The sequence below is a fragment of the Serratia rubidaea genome (assembly GCF_016026735.1).
GTDB lineage: Bacteria > Pseudomonadota > Gammaproteobacteria > Enterobacterales > Enterobacteriaceae > Serratia_B > Serratia_B rubidaea.
The window spans coordinates 2915902-2938089 of record NZ_CP065640.1 but is presented as its reverse complement, the minus strand read 5'-3'; the positions used below and the strand labels follow the sequence as shown (position 1 = coordinate 2938089).

Below are 22188 nucleotides of genomic sequence, written 5' to 3'. Positions count from 1 at the left end.
TCAGCGTCGCCGGGGAGCAGGGAGCGCCTCCCCGGCGCGTTCGGTCATGGCGTCATCAGCCTTTGACAAAGCCTTTCGCTTTCAGGTAGTTCGCCGCCACCTGCTTGGCGTCCTGCCCTTCCACCGCAATCTGCGCGTTCAGCTGCTGCAGCGTCGGGCCGTCCAGCGAGGCGAACACCGGTTTCAACAGCGCGGCGATGGCGGCGTGCTGCACCAGCGCGCTTTCGCGGATCACCGGCGCCGGCGCATAGATCGGCTGCACGCCCTGCGGATCCGCCAGCGTCTGCAGGCCCAGCGCCGCCACCGGGCCGTCGGTGCCGTAGGCCATGGCGGCATTCACGCCGGAGGTCTGCTCCGCCGCCGCCTTGATGGTGACCGCGGTATCACCGCCGGCCAGCGACAGCAGCTGATCCTGCTTCAGGGTAAAGCCGTAGGCTTTCTGGAACGCCGGCAGCGCGTCCGGCCGCTCGATAAACTCCGCCGAGGCCGCCAGCTTGAACGTGCCGCCGCCGTTAATCCATTTGCCCAGATCCGCCAGCGTTTTCAGCTGGTTGGCCGCCGCCACGTCCTGACGCACCGCGATGGTCCAGGTATTGTTGGCCGGCGCCGGGTCCAGCCACACCAGTTTGTTTTTGTCGTAGTCGAGCTGTTTCACTTTGGCGAAACCGGCCTGCGCATTCTTCCACGCCGGGTCTTTTTCATCCGCGAAGAAGAAGGCGCCATTGCCGGTATATTCCGGGTAGATATCAATTTCGCCGGCGGTAATCGCGCCGCGCAGCACCTTGGTGGTGCCCAGCTGCAGTTTGTTGACGGTTTTGATACCGTTGGCTTCCAGCACCTGCACGATAATATTGCCCAGCAGCGAGCCTTCGGTGTCGATTTTAGAGCCGACGCGAACCGACTCCGCCGCCTGCGCGCCGCCGGCGGTCAGTGTCAGAATGCTCAGCGCCAACGCCAGAAAGCGTCCGCGCGGGGAGATAAATGCCATGGTGTCGTCCTCTTGGTTTTATAAATACCGCTCTACCCGTCATACTTCAAGCCGCAGGTGCGTTGGCTGCGCTCAGTCACCCGAATCACTTACCAGAGTAAGCTCATCGGGATTCCTTCCCTTGCCGCCTTCCTGCAACTCGAATTATTTAGGCTATAAAACGCGCTTCCAGCGCGTGATAAAGATTGCCGCCGTAGCGTCGGCGGCGTTCTGGTTCCCCTTACCGCCGTCGCCCGCCAGAAACGGATGTACGCCGACGTCGACCGGCGTGACGGCATGTCGTTTAAACCAACTGCCGTACCCCGGCACCACAAACCCCTGGCTGCGTTGCCGGTAGGCGTCGCGTTCGGCCAGATAGACCTTGCGCAGGCCGTACCACGGCAGCCCGGGTAAATCGTGATGTACTAAATGATAGTTCAGATTGAGAAAAAGCAGCCGCCAGGGCCAGGCAGCCTCGTTCAGCACCGAGCGCGCCGCCGCCTCATGCTCGGCGCGATGCTCGTAAAAGGAACGGATCTTGCCGATCGCCAGCGCTGGATAGCTGACCAGCAGCAGATAAAACCACGGCGCAATCCCCTGCCGCTGCAGCCACAACAGCAGCCACGCCAGCAGCGCGCCGTGCAGCAGCCACATCGCCAGCGCGCGCCGGTCGCCCGCCGCTATGCGCCGCAGCGCACCGGCCGCCAGCAGGGCGATATCCCACAGCGGCGACAGCAGCATCCGCCCCGGCAGGCAGTTGCGCAGCGCCGTCAGCCGCGGCAGCAGCCGGGGAAAACGCCGCCACTGCGCCCGGGTGAAATAGTAGCTTTCCGGGTCGCGCTGGGGATCGGTGAGGTGCGGGTTACGGTGATGGCGCAGGTGGCTGTCGCGGTACAGGCCATAGGGGTACCACACCGCCAGCGGCAGCAGGCCGAACAGCTGGTTCAGCCGCGGCCAGCGCGTGGGGTGGCCGTGAATCAGCTCATGCTGCAGCGACAGATAGCCGGTGGTGAACAGGATCAGCAGCGGCGTCGCCAGCCACGGCCCCAGCACGCGCCAGCCCGCCGCCGTCAGGAACCAGCCGCCGTACACCAGCGCGATCACGCCCCAGGTGGGCAACTCCAGCCGCCACCACCACTGTCGGCGCAGCCGCCGGATCCAGCGGCGCTGACGGGCGTGCAGATAGTGACTGTGACCGGCGGATTTGGACATGCTGACGACTCGCAGTGAAAAATTTCACCCAGTATCGGCGAGGCGAATCGGCGCACCAAATAACGAAAATGGCAAAGCTCAGCGAAAAACCGGCGTAGCGGCAAGGGCTATACTTACCGCTGCACGCCAACGCCAGCGGAGGCTTGATGACCGGAAAACGCTGCGCCGCCGTAACCACCTCACCGGGCGGCGACTTACGCTTTGCGCCCCTGCGCCTGCGGCCGCCGCGGGTGGACGAGGTCGTAGTGCGTCTGGCCGGCTGCGGCATCTGCCATACCGATCTCAGCTGCCGCAGCGGCGTCGCCGCCGGCGCGATCCTCGGCCACGAGGGCGCCGGCATCGTCGAACGCGTCGGCAGCGCGGTGCGCGCGGTGCAGCCCGGCGATGCGGTGGTGCTCTCCTTCCAGTCCTGCGGCCGCTGCGCCGCCTGCCTCCGCCGCCATCCGGCCGGCTGCGAGCACTTCTGGCAGCTTAACTTCGACTTTCAGCGGCTGGATGGCAGCAGCGGCTATCTGCCGCCGCTGCGCGGCCACTTCTTCGGCCAGTCGGCGTTCGCCACCCACGCGCTGGCCAGCGAGCGCAATCTGGTGCGGGTGGCCGACGACCTGCCGCTGGCTACCCTGGCGCCGCTCGGCTGCGGGCTGCAAACCGGCGCCGGAACGGTGCTCAACGCGCTGAACCTGCAGGCCGGCGAGCGGCTGCTGGTGCTCGGCGTCGGCGCCGTCGGCCTGGCGGCGGTGATGGCGGCCAAACTACGCAACGCCGACGCCATCGTGGCGCTGGATCGTCTGGAAACGCGTCTGCGCTGCGCCGGTGAACTGGGGGCCACGCAGACGCTGAGCGATGCGCGGCAGATTGCGCAGCTGCCCGTGCTAGATGCGGTGATCGACACCACCGGTGAACACGGTCTGATTCAGGCGGCATGGCGGCGGCTGCGGCGCGGCGGTACGCTGGCGCTGCTGACCGGCGGCGGCGTGGTGAAATTTTCTCACGATCGGCGCATTCTCAGCGTGATTCAGGGTGATGCCGTCCCGCAACAGTTTATTCCCTACCTGATCGAACAGTGGCGCAACGGCCGCTTTCCCTTTGAGCGCCTGCTGCGTTTTTACCCGTTTGCGGCCATCAATCAGGCGCTGGCCGCCGCCCAGCGCGGTGAGGCGATCAAGGCGGTGATCCGCTTTGATTAATCCCTGCGGAAACAACGGTTAAATATTATTTAACATGATGATTTTTCAACAACTTCCGGTTGTATGCTTATAACCAGAAAGCATTGGTTTTTCCCGCGCGCGCGCCGCTAAGCTCGACGCTTTGCCTATCAGAAAATTATTATTATGACGACAGACATCGCGGCCCCCTCTGCCGCACCTTCTTATGCAGGGAACGCCGACGCGGCCAGCGTCACCATCCGCAGCGCCGCCGACGTCTCACGGCTGGTCAACAGCGGCGCGGCCAGGCGCAGCGATGCGCGCATCGTGGTCGCCATCGCGCTCGGCGGCGTATTTCTCGACGCGTACGATCTGGGCGCGCTGGCGTTCGGCATCAAGGATGTGGCGCGCGAGTTCAACCTTTCCCCCACCGGCACCGGGCTGGTGGCCTCGGCCATTACCTTCGGCGCGATTATCGGCGCCTTTATCGGCGGCTACCTGACCGACAAAATCGGCCGCTACCGGGTGTTTATGGCCGATATGTTTTTCTTTGTGGTGGCGGCGCTGGCCTGCGCCTTCGCGCCGAATGAGTGGGTGCTCGGCGGCGCGCGCTTTGTGATGGGGCTGGGAGTCGGCATCGATCTGCCGGTCGCCATGGCGTTTCTGGCCGAGTTCTCCCGCCTGTCCGGCCGCGGCAACAAGGCGGCGCGCATCGCCATGTGGTGCCCGACCTGGTATGCGGCGATCAGTATCTCCTACCTGCTGGTGCTGTTGCTGTATGCGGTGCTGCCGGAGGGGCATACCGACTGGCTGTGGCGGCTGATCCTCGGCTTCGGCGCGGTGCCCGCCCTGCTGATTATCGCCGTCCGCAGCCGCTATATGAGCGAATCGCCGGTGTGGGCCGCCAATCAGGGCGATCTGCAGGGCGCCGCCGCCATCCTGCGCCGCTCCTACAATATCCACGCGCGGGTGGCCGCAGACGCCGAACAAACGCCGGCCGCACCGGCCAGACGCGCCGCCTGGCGCAACTACGGTGAGCTGCTCAAAGGAGTGTATCTGCGGCGCACCGTGCTGGCGACCACCATCGCCATCGCCTCTTCCTTTGCCTATAACGCCGTCGCCTTCGGCCTGCCGGTGATCCTCTCCACCTTTTTGGCGCAGTCGATGCTCAGCACCATTCTGGTGTCGCTGGCGCTGAACCTGCTGTTCGCCTTCGTCGGCGGCCTGCTGGCGGTGCGGCTGGTGCCGCGCTTCGGCGCCTGGAAAATGACGCTGCTCGGCTACGCCTGCCAGCTGGCGGCGCTGCTCGGGCTGGCGCTGGTCGGCCTGCCGAACGGCGGCGGCGAGGCGGCCTTCTCCATCGGCATGCTGGCGCTGTTCCTGCTCGGCCAGGGCTTTGGCCCCGGTTCGCACAGCATGACCTTCGCCTCGCTGAGCTACCCCACCTCGCTGCGCGGCGTCGGCGTCGGTTTTAACCAGACGCTGATGCGCGCCAGCTCCACGCTGTCGCTGTTCCTGTTCCCGGTGCTCTCCGCCGCGCTGGGCACCGGCGTGTTCTGGGTGATCGCCCTGGCGCCGCTGGTCGGGCTGGCCGCCCTGCTGCTCATCCGCTGGGAGCCGGCCGGCTATGACGTCGACGCCGAGGATTTCCGCCCGGCGTAATCCGCCGCTGACGCTGCGCCGGCCTGTTCCGCCGGCGCGCTCTCCGCACCAAGCCGCGCCTGCAGCTGCTCGCGCCACCACTGCGCCGCCAGTCCGCTGGCGTTTTCCCGCCAGCCGACGTAGGTGTCGCTGCTCAGGCTCACGCCCTCAACGCTTTTCGCCACCAGCTCGCCGCTGTCCAGATAGGGCTGCGCCAGCGACAGCGGCAGGTAGCCGCAGCCCAGCCCCGCCAGCTGCGCCTTCAGTTTGGCGTCGAAACTGAACACCGTCAGCGTGTCCTGTTCATCCAGCAGGTGCAGGCTCTGCGGCGCATTGACCCGCGAGGTATCGCGCACCGCTACCGCACGCTGCTGGCGAACCCGTTCCCTGGTCAACGGCTCCGCGACCGCCGACAGCGGATGCTGCGGCGCCACGGCGAAGACATAGTGCAGCTTGCCCAGTTTGCGGTAGGCAAAGCCGGTGCGCGAGGGCGGCTCGCTGATGGCGCCGATAACGATATCGGCGCAGCCGTGCAGCAGAGACTCCCAGCAGCCGGCCAGCACCTCGTGGCTGAAACGCAAACGAGTATGGGGATGCTGGCGGTAGAAGTCGTCAATCAGCGGCAGCAGGCGCTCAAACGGAAACGCAGCGTCAACGCCGAGGGTCAGTTCGCTCTCCCAGCCGCTCTCCACATAGCGCGCCTGCTGCTCCAGATCCTGCGCGGCGCGCAGCAGCACCCGCCCTTTCTCCAGCATCAGTTTGCCGGTGTCGGTAAAGCGCGCGCGATGGCCGGAGCGGTCCAGCAGCGTCACGCCGAGATCGCTCTCCAGCTTTTGCACCGTATAGCTCAGCGCCGACGGCGTTTTAAACAGCCGCGCCGCCGCTGCGGCAAAGGTGCCGTAGCGTTCCAGCGCATCAAGAATTAACAGCGCTTCCAGATTCAGTCGCACACCCCATCTCCCGCGTATAAAAAAACTTAACAAGACGACAAAAATTCTGCGCTATCTTTGCGCAGCGCCTCTTTCTACCATGCCTCTCAGACAGCAATAGCAAAAGCTTTTTCAATCGTAATTCACTCTGGGATGGTAAATTATGTCTAAGTTTCAATTGCTTGATCCAACCAACTCCGCACTGATTTTTATCGACCACCAGCCGCAGATGGCGTTCGGCGTCGCCAATATCGACCGGCAGCAGCTGAAAAATAACGTGGTGGCGCTGGCCAAGGCCGGCAAGATTTTCAACGTGCCGACCCTGTTTACCTCGGTGGAAACCGAAAGCTTCAGCGGCTATATCTGGCCGGAACTGCTGGCGGTGCATCCGGACAGCCAGCCGATTGAACGCACCTCAATGAACTCCTGGGAAGACGCCGCCTTTGTGCGCGCGGTGGAGGCCACCGGCCGCAAAAAACTGGTGATCTCGGCGCTGTGGACCGAAGTCTGCCTGACCTTCCCGGCGCTGATGGCGCTGGAGGCCGGCTATGAGGTGTACGTGGTCACCGACACCTCCGGCGGCACCTCGGCGGACGCCCATGAACGCGCCATCGATCGTATGGTGCAGGCCGGCGCGGTGCCGGTGACCTGGCAGCAGGTGCTGCTGGAGTACCAGCGCGACTGGGCGCGCAAGGAGAGCTACGACGCCGTGATGGATCTGGTGCGCGAACACAGCGGCGCTTACGGCATGGGCGTCGACTACGCTTATACCATGGTGCACCACGCGCCGGCGCGCACGGCGAAGTAACCCCACCCGGCTCCCCGGCGCCGCGCCGGGGAGCGTGTTCAGGAGACGCTGCGCATGCCGCACCCACAGCACGCCACGCTGGTGATTACCCATCGCCCGACGCCGGACAACGTGCCGGCCTATGAAGCCTGGCTGAAACGCATTATGCCGCACGCCGCCGAATTTACCGGCCACCTCGGCGTTAACGTGATTCGCCCCGCCGGCGCGGAGCAGAGCTACACCATTCTGGTGCGCTTTGATAACGTCGATAACCTCTATCGCTGGCTGCATTCGCCGCAGCGCGAAGAGTATATCCGCCAGGTGACGCCGCTGCTGGCGGCGGAGGATCATATTGAAATCCGCCCCGGCGCCGAATTCTGGTTTACGCCGCCCGACCCGCGCGTGCGCCCGCCGGCGAAATGGAAGCAGTTTCTGATCACGCTGGCGGTGATTTTTCCGTCCACCCATCTGGTGCCGTGGCTGTGGGGAGCCTTGCTGCCCCGGCTGCAGGGCACATTCGGCGGCCACCTGCTTAACGACGCCAGCGTCGTGGCGCTGGTGGTGTTTCTCTGGATGCCGATTGTGACGCGCCTGTTTAACCACTGGCTGACCCGCCATTAACCTACGTCGGGAGAAGATAATGAGTCATTACGCCACACTGATTATCACCAACGGTAAATTCCACACCGTCGATCGCGCCAACCCCACCGCGCAGGCGGTGGCGATCAAGGACGGCAAGTTTCTGGCGGTCGGCAGCGAAAGCGAGGTGATGCGCCATGCCGATGACACCACGCAGATTATCGACCTGCAGGGCCATACGGCGATCCCCGGCCTCAATGATTCCCACCTGCACCTGATCCGCGGCGGCCTGAACTATAACCTGGAGCTGCGCTGGGAGGGCGTACCGTCGCTGGCCGACGCGCTGCGCATGCTGCGGGAACAGGCGCTGCGCACCCCCAGCCCGCAGTGGGTGCGGGTAGTCGGCGGCTGGAGCGAGTTTCAGTTTGCCGAGCGCCGCATGCCGACGCTCGATGAGATCAATCAGGCGGCGCCGGACACGCCGGTGTTTGTGCTGCACCTGTACGATCGCGCCCTGCTGAACCGCGCCGCGCTGAAGGTGGCGGGCTACACCAAAGAGACGCCGAACCCGCCGGGCGGCGAGATCCAGCGTGACGCCAACGGCAATCCCACCGGCATGTTGATCGCCAAACCCAACGCCATGCTGCTGTACGCCACGCTGGCCAAGGGGCCGCGGCTGCCGCTGGAGCAGCAGGTTAACTCCACCCGTCAGTTTATGCGCGAGCTGAACCGCCTGGGGCTGACCAGCGCCATCGACGCCGGCGGCGGCTTCCAGAACTACCCGGAAGATTATCAGGTGGTTGCCGAGCTGCATGAAAAACGGCAGCTGACGGTGCGCATCGCCTATAACCTGTTTACCCAGCGGCCGCAGCAGGAGCTGGAAGATTTCCGGCTGTGGACCGATATGCTCAAGCCGGGCCAGGGCACCGATTTTTACCGCCATAACGGCGCCGGCGAGATGCTGGTGTTTTCCGCCGCCGATTTCGAAGACTTCCTGCAGCCGCGCCCGGATCTGCCGCCGGGCACCGAGGAGGAGCTGGAGCGGGTGGTGCGCCATCTGGTGGAGCACCGCTGGCCGTTCCGCCTGCACGCCACCTATGATGAGTCCATCAGCCGCATGCTCGACGTGTTTGAGAAAGTGAACCGCGAGATCCCCTTTAACGGCCTGCACTGGCTGTTCGACCACGCCGAAACCATCACCGAGCGCAATATCGAGCGGGTGAAGGCGCTGGGCGGCGGCATTGCGGTTCAGCACCGGATGGCGTTTCAGGGGGAATATTTTGCCGAGCGCTACGGTCAGCAGGCCGTCAAACAGACGCCGCCGGTGGCGAAAATGCTGGCTGCCGACCTGCCGGTCGGGCTGGGCACCGACGCCACCCGCGTCGCCAGCTACAACCCGTGGACGGCGCTGTACTGGCTGGTGTCCGGCCGCACCGTCGGCGGCATGCAGATGTATGACGAACAGAACCGGCTCGATCGCGACACCGCGCTGATGCTGTGGACGCAGGGCAGCGCCTGGTTCTCCAGCGAGCAGGGGAAAAAAGGCCAGATCAAGGTGGGACAGCTGGCGGACCTGGCGGTGCTGTCGCAGGACTACTTCAGCGTCGCAGAGGAGCAGATTAAGGGCATCGAGTCGCTGCTGACGCTGGTGGACGGCAAGGTGGTGTACGCCGCCGGCCCGTTCTCGCCGCTGGCGCCGCCGCCGATTCCGGTGCTGCCGGAGTGGTCGCCGGTGACCAACGTGCCGGGCCACTACCGCTCGGCGCCGCCGGCCGCGGCAAAAGTGGGGCTGGCCGCGGCGCCGCACCAGTGTTGCGGCCCGTGCGGCGTGCACGCGCACCAGCACGATATCGCCCGCGGCGCCGGCGTCCCGGTCTCTGACGACCGGGCCTTCTGGGGCGCGCTCGGCTGTTCGTGCTTCGCGTTTTAAGCGTCCGCAGCGCCCCGGCAGGCTGCCAGCTTGATAAGCCGGCAGCCTGCCAACCCATCAAGTTAACAAGCCATTAAACCATTAAGTTACTAAGTTAGTAACTTAGTAACTTACCAGCTTAATTAACCCAGCCCCTCAGCCGGCTGCGCCGCTAGGCGTCGGCGCACCGCTTCTGTTAGGATAAAAGCGCGCGTGCGGACGCGCGTCGTCCGCACAACCGTCACGATCCACAGAGATAAGATGAATGTCGCCGAAGATTTTAATCAGCGCCTGCCTGGCCGGTTTCAAAGTACGCTATAACGGTTCCGATAAGCCGCTGCTGGACGCCGCGCTGACGCGCTGGCAGCAAGAGGGACGTCTGGTGGTGTGTTGTCCGGAGCTGGCGGCGGGTTTCTCCACCCCGCGTCCGGCGGCGGAAATCAGCCCCGATGCCGACGGCGCAGCGGTGCTCGCCCAGCGGGCGCAGGTGCGTGAAACCACCGGCGCCGACGTCACCGCCCCCTACCTGCTGGGTGCGCAGCTGGCGCTGGAAACCGCGCGTCGTCACGGCTGCCGCTTTGCACTGCTGACCGACGGCAGCCCCTCCTGCGGCAGCCAGCTGATCTACGACGGCAGCTTCAGCGGCCAAAGCAAGCCCGGCAGCGGCGTTACCGCCGCCCTGCTGCGGCAGCAGGGCATTGAGGTATTTTCCGACCGGCAGATCGCGGCGCTGGTGGCCCGCGTCAGCGAGTACGAGCAGCAAGCAGCGTCGCCAGCCGCTGACGCAGATGGGCAATCCCCTGCGGGTGGTGAATAAATTCTTCGATCGCCATCATGCGCCAGTACTGACCTTCATCGCCAAAGCGCACGGCGGCGATCTGCCGCGCGCTGAGCGCCCCCAGCATAAACCAGGTGGCCGGCTCCCCCGGCCGCCGTCCGGGATAGCAACGGCGCTCATGCACCTGAGCGGCGGCAAGCGTCAGGCCAAACTCTTCGTAGGTTTCCCGCTGCACGCACTGCAGCGGCGTTTCCGCCCCCTCGCGCCCGCCGCCGGGCAGGTCCCACTGGCCGGGCCACGGAATATCGTCGCGGCAGTCGCGCCGGTAAACCAGCACCTGCCCCTGATGCAGCAGCGCGATCTTCGCGCCGCCGAAATCCTGCTCCGCCATCGTCGGCTCCTCCCTCAACTCACCTTATCCCACAGGCCGCCCCGCACGCACTATTTTGTCAGGGACAGTCCGCGCGCGACGGTTTTCTGGAATTCATGACACTGGCTATGATCCGGCTGCGTGCAGTTGGCAACATGTTTCAGACCGCGGCTCAGCAGCTGAAGCCGGAGAATGGCTTTGTCGATCGCCCGCGCTCGCTCAAGCATTTTTTCCCGCTCAATCGTCACTTTCCCCTGCGCATCAAACATACCGCGCATCTCCTCCAGGGTGAACCCCGCCGCCTGCCCCAGCGCGATTAGCTGCAGCGTATGCAGCACATCCTGACGGTATTGCCTGCGCAGACCATTGCGGCCAATCGGCGTAATCAGCCCTTTTTTCTCATAAAAACGCAGCGTCGAAGGCGCCACGCCGGAGAGTTTCGCCACCAGCCCGATATCCAGCTCTTTCATCGTTGACTTAAACCTGAATTCAAGTTGCACAATGTTCACCAGCTTAACACTGACAGAGAACAAGAGGCATCGCGTATGGAAGCAGAACTGATTTTCCGCATTGTGATAACCGGCATTGGCGCCACGCTGTGTATGGATATCTGGTCGCTGGTGCAAAAACACCTGCTGCGTATTCCGTCACTTGACTATGCGCTGGTTGGCCGCTGGCTCCTTTGGCTGCCAAGGGGGAAAATCCGGCACGCTACCATTACGGCAACGCCGGCGATATGCGGGGAACGCGCAGCCGGATGGGCCATGCACTATGCCACGGGGATTGTTTTCGCCTTTATCCCGCTGGGGCTTGGCGGTGCGGACTGGTTCCGCCAGCCGGACGTCGCGATCGGTTTACTCGCCGGCCTGCTCAGCCTGTTTGCGCCGTTCTTCATCATGCAGCCCGCACTCGGCTTCGGCATAGCGGCCGCCAAAACGCCGCGTCCCGGACGGGCGCGCCTGCTCAGCACGCTCGTGCACCTGATATATGGCTACGGGCTTTATATTACCGCCGCCATGCAAGCGGGATAATTTAGGGTATAGTAAAAACCGGTTTTCATGACGGACGAACAATCATAATGAACTCTCCTTTTCTGGTTACCCCACAATGGCTTGAACAACATCTCCACGATGCCGATCTGGTGCTGGTCGACGTGCGCATGTCGCCGCCGGGCCTGACGCCGAAGAAAGATATGCAGGCCGAATTTGAACGCGGCCATCTGCCGGGCGCGGTCTATTTCGATATCGACGACGTCGCCGACAAACACAGCGCGCTGCCGCATATGCTGCCGGACGCCGCAGCCTTTGGCCGCGCGGCGGGCGAGCTGGGCATCAGCGAAAACAGCACGCTGGTGTTCTATGACGAGGGCAACCAGTTTTCCGCCCCGCGCGGCTGGTGGACCTTCCGCAATTTCGGCGCCAAACGGGTTTACGTGCTGGATGAGGGGCTGAACGGCTGGACGGCGCGCGGCAACGCGCTGGAAAGCGGCCCCGCCAAACGGCCGACCGCCGTGTTTAACGCCAGCTTCAATCCGGCGGCGGTGGTTGACATGGCGCAGGTGGAGCAGGCGCTGGGCAGCGATATCCAGATCCTCGACGCGCGCGCCGCCGCCCGCTTCTACGGCGACGCGCCGGAACCGCGTCCCGGCCTGCACCGCGGCCATATTCCCGGCAGCATCAATATTCCCTACGGCGAGCTGCTGGAAAACGGTCGCGTCAAATCTCTGGAGGCGCTGCGGCAGACCTTCAGCGCCAAAGGGGTCGATATTAACGGTCCGATCGTCGTCAGCTGCGGCTCCGGCGTCACCGCCGCGGTGCTGGCCTTTGGCCTGCAGTCGCTGGGCGCGCCGCAGGTCAGGCTGTATGACGGCTCCTGGAGCGAATGGGGCCTGCTGGACGGCAAGCAGCCGATCGCCACCAGGTAACCCCCGCGTCCGCCGCCGCAGGCTTTCACCATGGCGGCGGGCGGTTTAAATCGCCACCAGCGCCCGGGCGCCCTCCCGCTCCATATCGGCGCCCGCGCCGCGCTGCACAATGCTGCCGCGCGCCATCACCAGGTAGCTGTCCGCCAGTTCGGCGGCGAAATCATAAAACTGCTCCACCAGCAGGATCGCCATCTCCCCCTGCGCCGCCAGCTGTCCGATCACCGCGCCAATCTCCTTAATCACCGACGGCTGAATGCCTTCGGTAGGCTCATCCAGAATCAGCAGGCTCGGCCGGCAGGCCAGCGCCCGGCCGATCGCCAGCTGTTGCTGCTGGCCGCCGGACAGGTCGCCGCCGCGCCGGTGCTTCATCTGCGCCAGCACCGGGAACAGCTGGTAAATGCTGTCCGGCACGCGCTTCGCCTCCGCCGCGCTGAAGCGCGACAGCCCCATCAGCAGGTTCTCCTCCACCGTCAGCCGCGGAAAAATCTCGCGCCCCTGCGGCACATAGGCGATGCCGGCCTGCACCCGCCGGTGGGGCTTATAGCCGTTGAGGCGCTGCCCCTGCCATCTGATATCGCCGCTTTTCGCCGGCAGCAGCCCCATCAGACACTTCAGCAACGTGGTTTTGCCCACGCCGTTGCGCCCCAGCAGGCAGGTCACCTCACCAATCCGCGCCTCAAAAGAGACGCCGCGCAAAATATGGCTGCCGCCGTAATATTGATTCAGCTCGTTCACTTGCAGCATCACGCTTTCCTCTTTAATGCGACTCAGCGTCCCAGATAGACGTCAATCACCCGCTCATCGGCCTGCACCTGCGCCAGCGAGCCTTCCGCCAGCACCTGCCCCTGATGCAGCACCGTCACGCGATCGGCGATGGCTTCGACAAACCCCATATCGTGCTCCACCACCATCAGCGAATGGCTGCCCGCCAGAGATTTGAACAGTTCGGCGGTGTACTCGGTTTCCGCATCGGTCATGCCGGCCGCCGGCTCATCCAGCAGCAGCAGATGCGGCTCCTGCACCAGCAGCATGCCGATCTCCAGAAACTGCTTCTGGCCGTGCGACAGCAGCCCGGCCGGCCGGTGACGCTGATTCATCAGCCGCAGCGTCTGCAGCATCTGCTCGATGCGGTCGCGCTGCTCGCCGCTCAGCCTGGCGCGCAGGCAGGCCCACACCGAACGGCGGTTCTTCTGCGCAATCTCCAGGTTCTCAAACACCGTCAGCGCTTCAAACACCGTCGGCTTCTGAAACTTGCGGCCAATGCCGGCCTGCGCGATGCGGATCGGATCCATCTGCGTCAGATCGCGCGTCTGGTCGTAAAACACCCGCCCGTTGTCCGGCCGGGTTTTACCGGTGATCACATCCATCAGCGTGGTTTTGCCCGCGCCGTTCGGCCCGATCACGCAGCGCAGTTCGCCGACGCCGATCTGCAGCGACAGATCGCGCAGCGCATGGAAGCCGTCGAAACTGACGTTGATCTTCTCCAGCTGCAGCACCGGATCGGTCTGCCCGCGGCGTTTATCGGCCGGCAGCGGGTGGGTAAACAGCTCATCGGTCATCTGCATGGCGTTCATGGCGCTTTCCTCCGGCGCAGCAGGCCGATCACGCCCTGCGGCAGGAACAGCGTCACCACGATAAACATCAGCCCGAGGAACAGCTGCCAGTATTCCGGCATCGCCACGGTGAACCAGCTCTTGGCGCCGTTGACAATGCCTGCGCCGAGCAGCGGCCCGACCAGCGTGCCGCGCCCGCCCAGCGCCACCCAGATAGCGGCTTCGATCGAGTTGGTGGGCGACATTTCGCCGGGGTTGATAATACCTACCTGCGGCACGTACAGCGCGCCGGCCAGCCCGCACAGCACCGCCGACAGCGTCCAGACGAACAGTTTGAAACCGCGCGGCTGATAGCCGCAGAACGTCAGGCGGTTTTCCGCATCGCGCACCGCCGTCAGCACGCGGCCGAATTTGCTGCGCGCCAGCGCGAAGCCCAGCCCCAGGCTGGCGACCAGCAGCAGCACCGTCGCCAGAAACAGCGCCACGCGGGTGCCGGTCGCCGCGATCGGCGCCCCCAGCAGGGTGGTGAAGCCGGTAAAGCCGTTATTGCCGCCGAAGCCGGTTTCGTTACGGAAAAACAGCAGCATGCCGGCGTAGGTCAGCGCCTGCGTCATAATGGAGAAATACACCCCTTTGATTTTCGAGCGGAAGGCAAAGTAGCCGAACACCAGCGCCAACAGGCCCGGCGCCAGCACGATCAGACACAGCGCCCAGGCGAAATACTGCGTGCCGCTCCAGAACCACGGCAGCTCGCTCCACGACAGAAACGACATAAACGCCGGCAGGCCGTCGCCGGCCGCCTGACGCATCAGGTACATGCCCATCGCATAGCCGCCGAGGGCAAAGAACAGGCCGTGGCCGAGCGACAGCAGCCCGGCGTAGCCCCACACCAGATCCAGCGCCACCGCCACCACCGCGTAGCACAGGATTTTCCCCGTCAGCGTCAGGGTGTAGGTGGAGATCGCCAGCGGGTGCCCGGCGGGCAGCAGCGCCAGAAACGGCATGATTAACAGCGCCAGCAGCAACAGCGTGCCGAGGGTCAGCGCCGTACGCGGCGCTTTCTGCACGCCGCTGAGGGTTAAGGGTTGGCTCATCAGTCGGTCACCCTGCCCTTCAGGGCGAACAGCCCCTGAGGACGTTTCTGAATAAACAGGATAATCAGCGCCAGAATCAGGATTTTGCCCAGCACGGCGCCAATCTGCGGTTCAAGAATTTTGTTGACGATGCCGAGGCCGAACGCCGCCGCCACCGTGCCGGCCAGCTGTCCGACGCCCCCCAGCACCACCACCAGAAACGAGTCGATGATATAGCCCTGCCCCAGTTCCGGCCCGACGTTGCCCAGCTGCGACAGCGCCACGCCGCCCAGCCCGGCGATGCCGGAGCCTAACCCGAAGGCCAGCATATCCACCCGCCCGGTCGGCACGCCGCAGCAGGCGGCCATCGCGCGGTTTTGCGTCACCGCGCGCACGTTCATGCCCAGACGGGTTTTGTTCAGCAGCAGCCAGGTAAGCAGCAGCACCAGCGCGACAAACACGATTACCGCGATGCGGTTCCACGGCAGCACCAGATTCGGCAGCAGCTGAATACCGCCGGACAGCCAGGCCGGGTTGGCGACCTCGACGTTCTGCGCGCCGAACAGCAGCCGCACCAGCTGGATCAGCACCAGGCTGATGCCCCAGGTCGCCAGCAGCGTTTCCAGCGGCCGGCCGTACAGATGACGGATCACCGTACGTTCGAGCAGCATGCCGATGCCGGCGGTCACGGCGAACGCCGCCGGCAGCGCCGCCAGCGGATAGAACGCCAGCCACTGCGGCGCCAACTGCTGGAACGCCCCCTGCACCAGATAGGCCGCGTAGGCGCCGAGCATCAGCATTTCGCCGTGGGCCATATTGATCACCCCGAGCAGGCCGTAGGTGATCGCCAGCCCGAGCGCCGCCAGCAGCAGGATCGACCCCAGCGACAGGCCGGTAAACGCCTGGCCGAGCAGATCGCCGATCATCAGCCGGTGCGTGACGCGGGTCAGGCTCTGCTGGGCGGCGGCGCGTACGGCGGCGTCCGGTTCGCCGTCTGCGGCGCTCAGCGCCTGCAGCCGCGCCTGGGTCTGCGGATCGCCCGATTCGCCCAGCAGCTGCACCGCCTGCAGACGCACCTGCGGATCGGCGTCGCTCAGCTGCAGGTTGGCCAGCGCGATGCGCAGCGCGTCGCGCACCGCCTCATCCGGCTCCTGCGCCAGCCGTTGTTTCAGCAGCGGCCGCTGGTCGCGCTGCGCGTCACGCTGCAGCGTCTGCGCCGCCTGCAGCCGCGCCGCCTTATCGCCGCTCACCAGCTGCTGCGCCGCCAGCGCGTTGGCGACCAGGATGCGCAGCCGGTTGTTCAGCCGCACTTTTTTCGGCGTTCCCTGCGGCGCGGCGTCGCCCTCCAGCGGCGTCCAGCCGCCGTTCTGCCGGGTAAATGCGCGCCCGGCGGCGTCCAGCGCCAGGTTTTCCTGTTTCAGCGCCTGCAGCAGCGGCAGACGTGCGGCGTCGGGCGCGCTCGCCCAGCTCTGCAGTAATTTGGCCTGCTGGCTGCGGCCGGCGGCGGCGAAATCACCGGCCGATCCTGCCTGCGCCCACAGCGGCAGGCAGCACAACAGCCAGAGAAATGGCCGCAGTCGGGATAAACATAAAGATTGCATCATGCTGCCTCTCTGTCGGGGCCGGCTACGCCCGGCCCCCGTCGTGGTTACTCCGTCAGCGGGCGCGGCGGGCCGCGCGCCGCACGCTTAGTTGCCCCCTTTCACCGGCTGGTCAGGCTTTTTATCGTTGCCGGCGATATACGGGCTCCACGGCTGCGCCCGCAGCGGCTGTTCGCTCTGCCACACCACGTTGAACTGGCCGTTGTCCTCAATTTCGCCAATCATCACCGGCTTGTGCAGGTGGTGGTTGACGGCGTCCATCGTCAGCGTAAAGCCCGACGGCGCGGCGAACTGCTGGCCGGCCATCGCGGCGCGCACTTTATCGACGTCGGTCGTGCCGGCCTTCTCCACCGCCTGCGCCCACATATGGATGCCGACATAGGTCGCCTCCATCGGGTCGTTGGTCACCGCGCTGGCGCTGTTCGGCAGGTTGTGCGCCTTGGCGTAGGCGCGCCACTCGGCGACGAACTTCTGGTTGGTCGGATTATCCAGCGACTGGAAGTAGTTCCACGCCGCCAGGTTGCCGACCAGCGGTTTGGTATCGATGCCGCGCAGCTCCTCCTCCCCGACCGAGAAGGCGATCACCGGCACGTCGGTGGCCTTGATGCCCTGATTGGCCAGCTCTTTATAGAACGGCACGTTGGAGTCGCCGTTGATGGTGGAGATCACCGCCGTATTACCGCCGGCGGAGAATTTCTTGATATTGGCGACGATGGTCTGATAGTCGCTGTAGCCGAACGGCGTGTAGACTTCGGCGATATCCTTGTCCTGTACGCCTTTGCTATGTAAAAAGGCGCGCAGGATCTTGTTGGTGGTGCGCGGGTAGACGTAGTCGGTGCCCAGCAGGAAGAAGCGTTTGGCGCCGCCGCCGTCTTCGCTCATCAGGTACTCCACCGCTGGAATCGCCTGCTGGTTCGGCGCCGCGCCGGTATAGAACACGTTCGGCGACATCTCTTCCCCCTCATACTGCACCGGATAGAACAGCAGGCCGTTCAGCTCCTCAAACACCGGCAGCACCGATTTGCGCGATACCGAAGTCCAGCAGCCAAACACCACCGCCGCCTTGTCCTGCGTCAGCAGCTGGCGCGCCTTCTCGGCGAACAGCGGCCAGTTGGAGGCCGGATCGACCACCACCGGCTCCAGTTTTTTCCCCAGCACCCCGCCCTTGGCGTTGATATCGTCAATGGTCATCAGCGCCACGTCCTTCAGCGGCGTTTCCGAAATGGCCATGGTGCCGGACAGCGAATGCAGAATGCCGACCTTGATGGTGTCGGCGGCCTGGACGCTCCACGCCAGCCCGATGCCGAGCAGACCGGCGGACAGGGCGCAGGCTTTGATAAAATGACGGTGTGACATAGTTCGACTCCTGGTGAAAGTGATCAAGACGCGGGCCCCTGCTGTAAGCGCGCCTGATGCAGGCGGTGCAGGGTTATTTTTCGTACTTCGGCCTTACTGACGGCTATGTGATCGCTGAGCAGCGTTTGTGCCTCCTCGGTGTGACGTTGCAAAATCGCCCGCAGAATCGCGGCGTGTTCGTGATAGGTCGCATCGACCCGTTGCTCCTGGGTGAAGTCCAGCCGGCGGATAATGCGGATCTTCTCGGTGACGTCGCGGTGGATCCGCGCCATCTCGCCGTTGCCGGCGGCGGCCACCAGCGCCATATGAAACTGTTCGTCGTGCTGCGAAACGCTCTGGCCGTCCTCCAGCCGCGGCGCCTCAATCCAGAAATGCGTCAGCGCCGCCAGCGCCGGCGGCGTCTCGCCCGCCGGGCGGGCGCACAGGCGTTTCAGCGCCTCCCGCTCCAGCACGATGCGCAGGTCGTACAGCTGTTCGAAATAGTCGAAGTCGAACGGCCGCACCTGCCAGCCGCTGCGAAAATGCACGTCCACGTAGCCTTCGCGCTCCAGCCGGAACAGCGCCTGACGCACCGGCGTGCGGCTGGCCGCCATGCGCCCGGCGATCTCGCTTTCGCTGAAGCGGTCGCCCGGCAGCAGGCGGAAATCAAAAATATCGTCCTTCAGCTGCTGGTAGATGCGCTCCGCCAGCCCCTCCGGCCGCGCCTTATGGCGGTTGTTGGTCAGTTGCATCGTTATCTCCTCAGCCGGCGCGCTCCAGCCACAGCAAGGCGTCCCCCGGCCCGACCGGCCGCCCCGGCTGACAGCCGATGCGCTTGATCACCCCGGCGCGCGGCGCGGTGACCGCCAGCTCCATCTTCATCGCCTCCACCACGATCAGCGGCTGACCGGCGGCCACCGTCTGGCCCGGCTCCACCAGCACCTTCCACACATTGCCGTTCAGGTCGGCGCTGACCAGCTCGCCATCCACCTCTTCAGGGGCGACCGGCGGCAGCAGCTGCGCCTCCGGCTCGTTCTCCTGCGTCTGCCAGCGCGCCACCTCACCGGCGAACGCCTGCTGCTGCCGACTGCGGAAGGCGTCGATGTCGTCAGCGTTCTCCGTCAGGAAGCGGCGATACTCGGCAAAGTCGAACTCGCTGTGCTCAATGCGGATCGTCATGCGGCCGGCGCGGAACGCCTCGCGCTGCGTCTCCAGCTCCTGCTCGCTGACCGGATAGAAACGCACCTGATCGAAAAAGCGCAGCAGCCACGGTTCGCCGGCGCTGAACTGCGGATTGGTGAGGAATTTGTTCCAGATCGGCAGCGTGCGGCCGACCAGCTGATAGCCCCCTGGCGAATCCATGCCGTAGATGCACATATACATGCCGCCGATGCCGACGGTGCCTTCAGCGGTGTGGGTGCGCGCCGGGTTGTATTTCGAACTGAGCAGGCGGTGGCGCGGATCCAGCGGCACCGCACAGGGCGCGCCGAGATACACATCGCCGAGGCCGAGAATCAGGTAGCTGGCGTCAAACAGGATGTCGCGCACCTGCTCACGCCGCTCCAACCCGTTGATACGCTGAATAAAATCGACGTTGTTCGGCAGCCACGGCGCATCGGCGCGCACGGTTTGCCGGTAGCGCTCCACCGCGTCCAGCGTCGCGCCGTCTTCAAAGGCCATCGGCAGATGGACAATGCGCGTCGGCACCTTCAGATTGCTGACGTCCTCCAGCGAGCGTTCGCGCGCCAGCAGTTGCGACAGCAGATCCTGCTGCGCGATGGTGCGGCTGTCGTAACGGATCTGCAGCGAGCGCACGCCGGGCGCCAGCTCCTCAACGCCGGCAATCGGCTGCGCCCGCAGCGACTGCATCAGCAGGTGAATACGCAGGCGCGACGCCAGATCCAGCACGTTGTCGCCGTACTCCATCAGCAGGTAGCCGTCGCCCGCCTGGCGATAGGTCACCGCCGGCAGGCCGTGATCCGCCTCAAGGCGCGCCAGCACCGCGGCCGACACCGTTCCCGCCGGCGCCAGCGACGGCGGCGGCAGCGTGATGGCCTTCACCGCCGCCAGCGCCTCGATGCTGCCGAGCTGCGCCTGCTCCAGCGACTGCGCCTGTTTAAAGCTGATGGGATGAAAACGGATGCGGTCGCCCGGCTTCACCTGCCCCACTTTCCACAGCTCCGCGCGGGCGATAGTCACCGGGCAGACAAAGCCGCCGAGGCTCGGCCCGTCGCGGGTCAGGATCACCGGGAAATCGCCGGTAAAGTTAATCGCGCCGATGGCGTATTCGCAGTCGTGCACGTTGGACGGGTGCAGGCCGGCCTCGCCGCCGTCCTGACGCGCCCAGGCCGGTTTCGGCCCGGACAGGCGCACCCCCAGCCGGTTGGAGTTGTAATGCACCTGCCATTCGCTGGCGAAGAAGGTGTCGATGGACGCCTCGGTGAAGAAGTCCGGCGCCCCGTGCGGGCCGTACAGCACGCCGATATGCCAGACGTCGCCGTACTGCGGGATCAGGCTGGGGTCCAGCGCCTGCGGCGCGGCGACCGGCGCCGGGGTGGTGCTGGCGGGCAGCTGCGGCTGGGCGACGGACAGCATATCCGCCACCCGCAACGTGCGGCCGGCGTGGCCGCCGAACTGCCCGAGCGCGAAGGTGGAGCGGCTGCCCAGATAGAGAGGCACGTCGATGCCGTTGCGCACCGCCAGATAGGTGCGGCAACCCTGGGCGGCGCGGCCGAGCGTCAGCACCTGACCGGCGCGCACCGCAACCGGCCGCCAGTAGTCCAGCGGCGCATCGTCCAGCGTCGCCGGGCAGTCCGCGCCGGTCAGCGCGATGGTGGCGTCGCAGTGGAAGCGCAGCGTCGGCCCCTGCAGGGTAAACTCCAGCCCGGCGGCGCTCGGGTGGTTGCCGACGATGCGGTTCGCCAGCCGGAAGGCGAAATCATCCATCGGCCCGGACGGCGGCACGCCGATATCCCAGTAGCCGAGGCGGCCGGGATAGTCCTGCACGCTGCTGTAGGTGCCGGGCTGCAGCACCTCGATGCAGTGCGGCCGATAGGCAAAGTCGTCCAGCAGGCCGGTCCAGACCTCGCCGTCGCGGAAGGTGCGGGTCGCCACCACCTGACGCAGATAGTCCAGATTGGTGGCGATGCCGTGCAGCCGCGTGGCGTCCAGCGCCTGCTGCATCTTCGCCAGCGCCTCGGCACGGTCCTCGCCGTAGACAATCAGCTTGGCGAGCAGCGGGTCGTAAAAGGCGGAGACTTCGCTGCCGCTGCTGACCCAGCCGTCGACGCGCACCTCCGGCGGAAACGCCACTTCGGTCAGCACGCCGGGGCTGGGCTGGAAGTTCTTCAGCGGATCTTCCGCATAAATGCGCGCCTCGATCGCCGCGCCGCGCGGCGCGCGCTGCAGCGCCGTCCAGTCCAGCGCATCGCCCGCCGCCACCTGCAGCATGCACTCAATCAGATCCAGGCCGGTTACCTGCTCCGTCACCGGATGCTCCACCTGCAGGCGGGTGTTCACCTCCAGGAAATAGAACTCATCGCGGACGGCGTCGTAGATAAACTCCACCGTTCCGGCGCTGCGGTAGCCGACCGACTCCCCCAGCGCCACCGCCGCCTGATGCAGCGCCTGACGGGTGGCGGCCGGCAGGTGCGGCGCGGGCGTCTCCTCCACCACCTTCTGATTGCGGCGCTGCAGCGAACAGTCGCGTTCCCCCAGCGCCGCTACCCGGCCCTGTCCGTCGCCGAAAATCTGCACTTCAACGTGGCGCGCCCGGTCGATAAAGCGTTCCAGAAACGCGCCGGCGTCGCGGAAGAACTGCTCCCCCAGACGCTTGACGCCGTCATAGGCCGCACGCAGCGCCGCTTCGTTATCACAGCGCGTCAGGCCGATCCCGCCGCCGCCGGCGGTGCTTTTCAGCATCACCGGATAGCCGATGCGCGCCGCCGCGCTGACCGCCTCCTCCACGTCCGCCAGCAGGCCGGTGCCCGGCGTCATCGGCACCCCGGCCGCCGCCGCCAGTTCCCGCGCCCGGTGCTTGAGGCCGAACTCGCGGATTTGCTGCGCCGTCGGGCCGATAAACGCCACGCCGGCGGCGGCGCAGGCGTCGGCGAACTCGGCGCTCTCCGACAGGAAGCCGTAGCCGGGATAAATCGCCTGCGCGCCGGTTTGCGCCGCCGCCGCCAGAATTTTGTCGATGCGCAGATAGCTGTCGGCGGCCTTGTCGCCCCCCAGCGCGACCGCATGGTCCGCCTCGCTCACGTGCGGCGCATGACGGTCAGCGTCAGAATAGACCGCCACGCTGGTTACGCCCAGACGCTTCAGCGTGCGGATTGCACGGCAGGCGATTTCGCCGCGGTTGGCGATCAATACGGTGGTAAACATGA

The 22188-nt window shown here is 65.4% G+C and carries 20 protein-coding genes; 8 read left to right on the top strand and 12 right to left on the bottom strand.

What is annotated here, in order from left to right; all coding sequences use genetic code 11:
* Nucleotides 1-55: 55 nt before the first annotated feature.
* The gene (osmF, locus tag I6G83_RS13775) at nucleotides 56-988 is read right to left on the bottom strand and encodes a glycine betaine ABC transporter substrate-binding protein OsmF (RefSeq protein ID WP_015671504.1); all 933 of its coding nucleotides are present in this window, start codon (nucleotides 986-988) and stop codon (nucleotides 56-58) included.
* 153 nt (nucleotides 989-1141) lie between these two features.
* Complete coding sequence (locus I6G83_RS13770; protein ID WP_054307348.1) at nucleotides 1142-2179, bottom strand: fatty acid desaturase; 1038 nt, start codon at nucleotides 2177-2179, stop codon at nucleotides 1142-1144.
* 146 nt (nucleotides 2180-2325) lie between these two features.
* On the opposite strand from I6G83_RS13770, the gene I6G83_RS13765 reads away from it, so the two are divergent.
* Together I6G83_RS13765 and I6G83_RS13760 are read left to right on the top strand one after the other, a co-directional pair.
* Nucleotides 2326-3366, top strand: a complete 1041-nt coding sequence (locus tag I6G83_RS13765) for an NAD(P)-dependent alcohol dehydrogenase (RefSeq protein WP_054307349.1) — start codon at nucleotides 2326-2328, stop codon at nucleotides 3364-3366.
* Nucleotides 3367-3510: 144 nt separating this feature from the next.
* Complete coding sequence (locus I6G83_RS13760; protein ID WP_054307350.1) at nucleotides 3511-4986, top strand: MFS transporter; 1476 nt, start codon at nucleotides 3511-3513, stop codon at nucleotides 4984-4986.
* On the opposite strand, the gene I6G83_RS13755 is transcribed toward I6G83_RS13760, so the two are convergent.
* Complete coding sequence (locus I6G83_RS13755; protein WP_054307351.1) at nucleotides 4950-5915, bottom strand: LysR substrate-binding domain-containing protein; 966 nt, start codon at nucleotides 5913-5915, stop codon at nucleotides 4950-4952. The genes I6G83_RS13760 and I6G83_RS13755 overlap by 37 nt on opposite strands.
* A 142-nt stretch (nucleotides 5916-6057) precedes the next feature.
* Here I6G83_RS13755 and I6G83_RS13750 point away from each other — a divergent pair, with 142 nt between their 5' ends.
* The 4 genes from I6G83_RS13750 to I6G83_RS13735 all read left to right on the top strand — a co-directional run bounded on the left by I6G83_RS13750 (nucleotide 6058) and on the right by I6G83_RS13735 (nucleotide 9986).
* The gene (locus tag I6G83_RS13750) at nucleotides 6058-6702 is read left to right on the top strand and encodes a hydrolase (protein ID WP_015671499.1); all 645 of its coding nucleotides are present in this window, start codon (nucleotides 6058-6060) and stop codon (nucleotides 6700-6702) included.
* 54 nt (nucleotides 6703-6756) lie between these two features.
* A complete protein-coding gene (locus tag I6G83_RS13745) occupies nucleotides 6757-7302 on the top strand; it encodes an antibiotic biosynthesis monooxygenase (protein WP_015671498.1) in 546 nt (181 codons plus the stop codon).
* Nucleotides 7303-7321: 19 nt separating this feature from the next.
* Entirely contained in the window at nucleotides 7322-9190 is a 1869-nt protein-coding gene (locus I6G83_RS13740) for an amidohydrolase (RefSeq protein ID WP_054307352.1), read from the top strand.
* 244 nt (nucleotides 9191-9434) lie between these two features.
* Nucleotides 9435-9986, top strand: a complete 552-nt coding sequence (locus tag I6G83_RS13735) for a DUF523 domain-containing protein (RefSeq protein WP_054307353.1) — start codon at nucleotides 9435-9437, stop codon at nucleotides 9984-9986.
* On the opposite strand, the gene I6G83_RS13730 is transcribed toward I6G83_RS13735, so the two are convergent.
* Together I6G83_RS13730 and I6G83_RS13725 are read right to left on the bottom strand one after the other, a co-directional pair.
* Complete coding sequence (locus I6G83_RS13730; RefSeq protein WP_054307354.1) at nucleotides 9913-10338, bottom strand: NUDIX hydrolase; 426 nt, start codon at nucleotides 10336-10338, stop codon at nucleotides 9913-9915. The genes I6G83_RS13735 and I6G83_RS13730 overlap by 74 nt on opposite strands.
* 50 nt (nucleotides 10339-10388) lie before the next feature.
* On the bottom strand, nucleotides 10389-10787 hold the full coding sequence (locus I6G83_RS13725; RefSeq protein ID WP_054307355.1) for a MerR family transcriptional regulator: 399 nt from the start codon (nucleotides 10785-10787) through the stop codon (nucleotides 10389-10391).
* A 75-nt stretch (nucleotides 10788-10862) separates the two neighbouring features.
* Between I6G83_RS13725 and I6G83_RS13720 the strand changes: the two genes are divergently transcribed.
* Together I6G83_RS13720 and sseA are read left to right on the top strand one after the other, a co-directional pair.
* Nucleotides 10863-11348: a DUF2938 domain-containing protein gene (locus tag I6G83_RS13720; RefSeq protein WP_054307356.1), complete on the top strand. Its 486-nt coding sequence runs from the start codon at nucleotides 10863-10865 to the stop codon at nucleotides 11346-11348.
* Between the two features lie 47 nt (nucleotides 11349-11395).
* The gene (gene sseA / locus I6G83_RS13715; RefSeq protein ID WP_054307357.1) at nucleotides 11396-12241 is read left to right on the top strand and encodes a 3-mercaptopyruvate sulfurtransferase; all 846 of its coding nucleotides are present in this window, start codon (nucleotides 11396-11398) and stop codon (nucleotides 12239-12241) included.
* A gap of 45 nt (nucleotides 12242-12286) precedes the next feature.
* On the opposite strand, the gene urtE is transcribed toward sseA, so the two are convergent.
* The 7 genes from urtE to uca form a co-directional block, all read right to left on the bottom strand.
* Nucleotides 12287-12985 (bottom strand): urea ABC transporter ATP-binding subunit UrtE, encoded by a 699-nt coding sequence (gene urtE / locus I6G83_RS13710; RefSeq protein WP_054307358.1) that lies wholly within the window; start codon nucleotides 12983-12985, stop codon nucleotides 12287-12289.
* 23 nt (nucleotides 12986-13008) lie between these two features.
* Nucleotides 13009-13815, bottom strand: a complete 807-nt coding sequence (gene urtD / locus I6G83_RS13705; protein WP_082394695.1) for an urea ABC transporter ATP-binding protein UrtD — start codon at nucleotides 13813-13815, stop codon at nucleotides 13009-13011.
* Nucleotides 13812-14888, bottom strand: coding sequence for an urea ABC transporter permease subunit UrtC (urtC, locus tag I6G83_RS13700; RefSeq protein WP_015671491.1), 1077 nt, complete (start codon nucleotides 14886-14888; stop codon nucleotides 13812-13814). Before urtC ends, urtD begins: the two co-directional genes overlap by 4 nt.
* Entirely contained in the window at nucleotides 14888-16468 is a 1581-nt protein-coding gene (gene urtB / locus I6G83_RS13695) for an urea ABC transporter permease subunit UrtB (protein ID WP_015671490.1), read from the bottom strand. The genes urtC and urtB overlap by 1 nt, the downstream gene beginning before the upstream one ends.
* 87 nt (nucleotides 16469-16555) lie before the next feature.
* Nucleotides 16556-17824: an urea ABC transporter substrate-binding protein gene (gene urtA / locus I6G83_RS13690; protein ID WP_015671489.1), complete on the bottom strand. Its 1269-nt coding sequence runs from the start codon at nucleotides 17822-17824 to the stop codon at nucleotides 16556-16558.
* 23 nt (nucleotides 17825-17847) lie between these two features.
* A complete protein-coding gene (locus I6G83_RS13685) occupies nucleotides 17848-18555 on the bottom strand; it encodes a GntR family transcriptional regulator (RefSeq protein WP_054307231.1) in 708 nt (235 codons plus the stop codon).
* Nucleotides 18556-18565: 10 nt separating this feature from the next.
* On the bottom strand, nucleotides 18566-22186 hold the full coding sequence (gene uca, locus I6G83_RS13680) for an urea carboxylase (protein WP_062779018.1): 3621 nt from the start codon (nucleotides 22184-22186) through the stop codon (nucleotides 18566-18568).
* Nucleotides 22187-22188 lie beyond the last annotated feature (2 nt).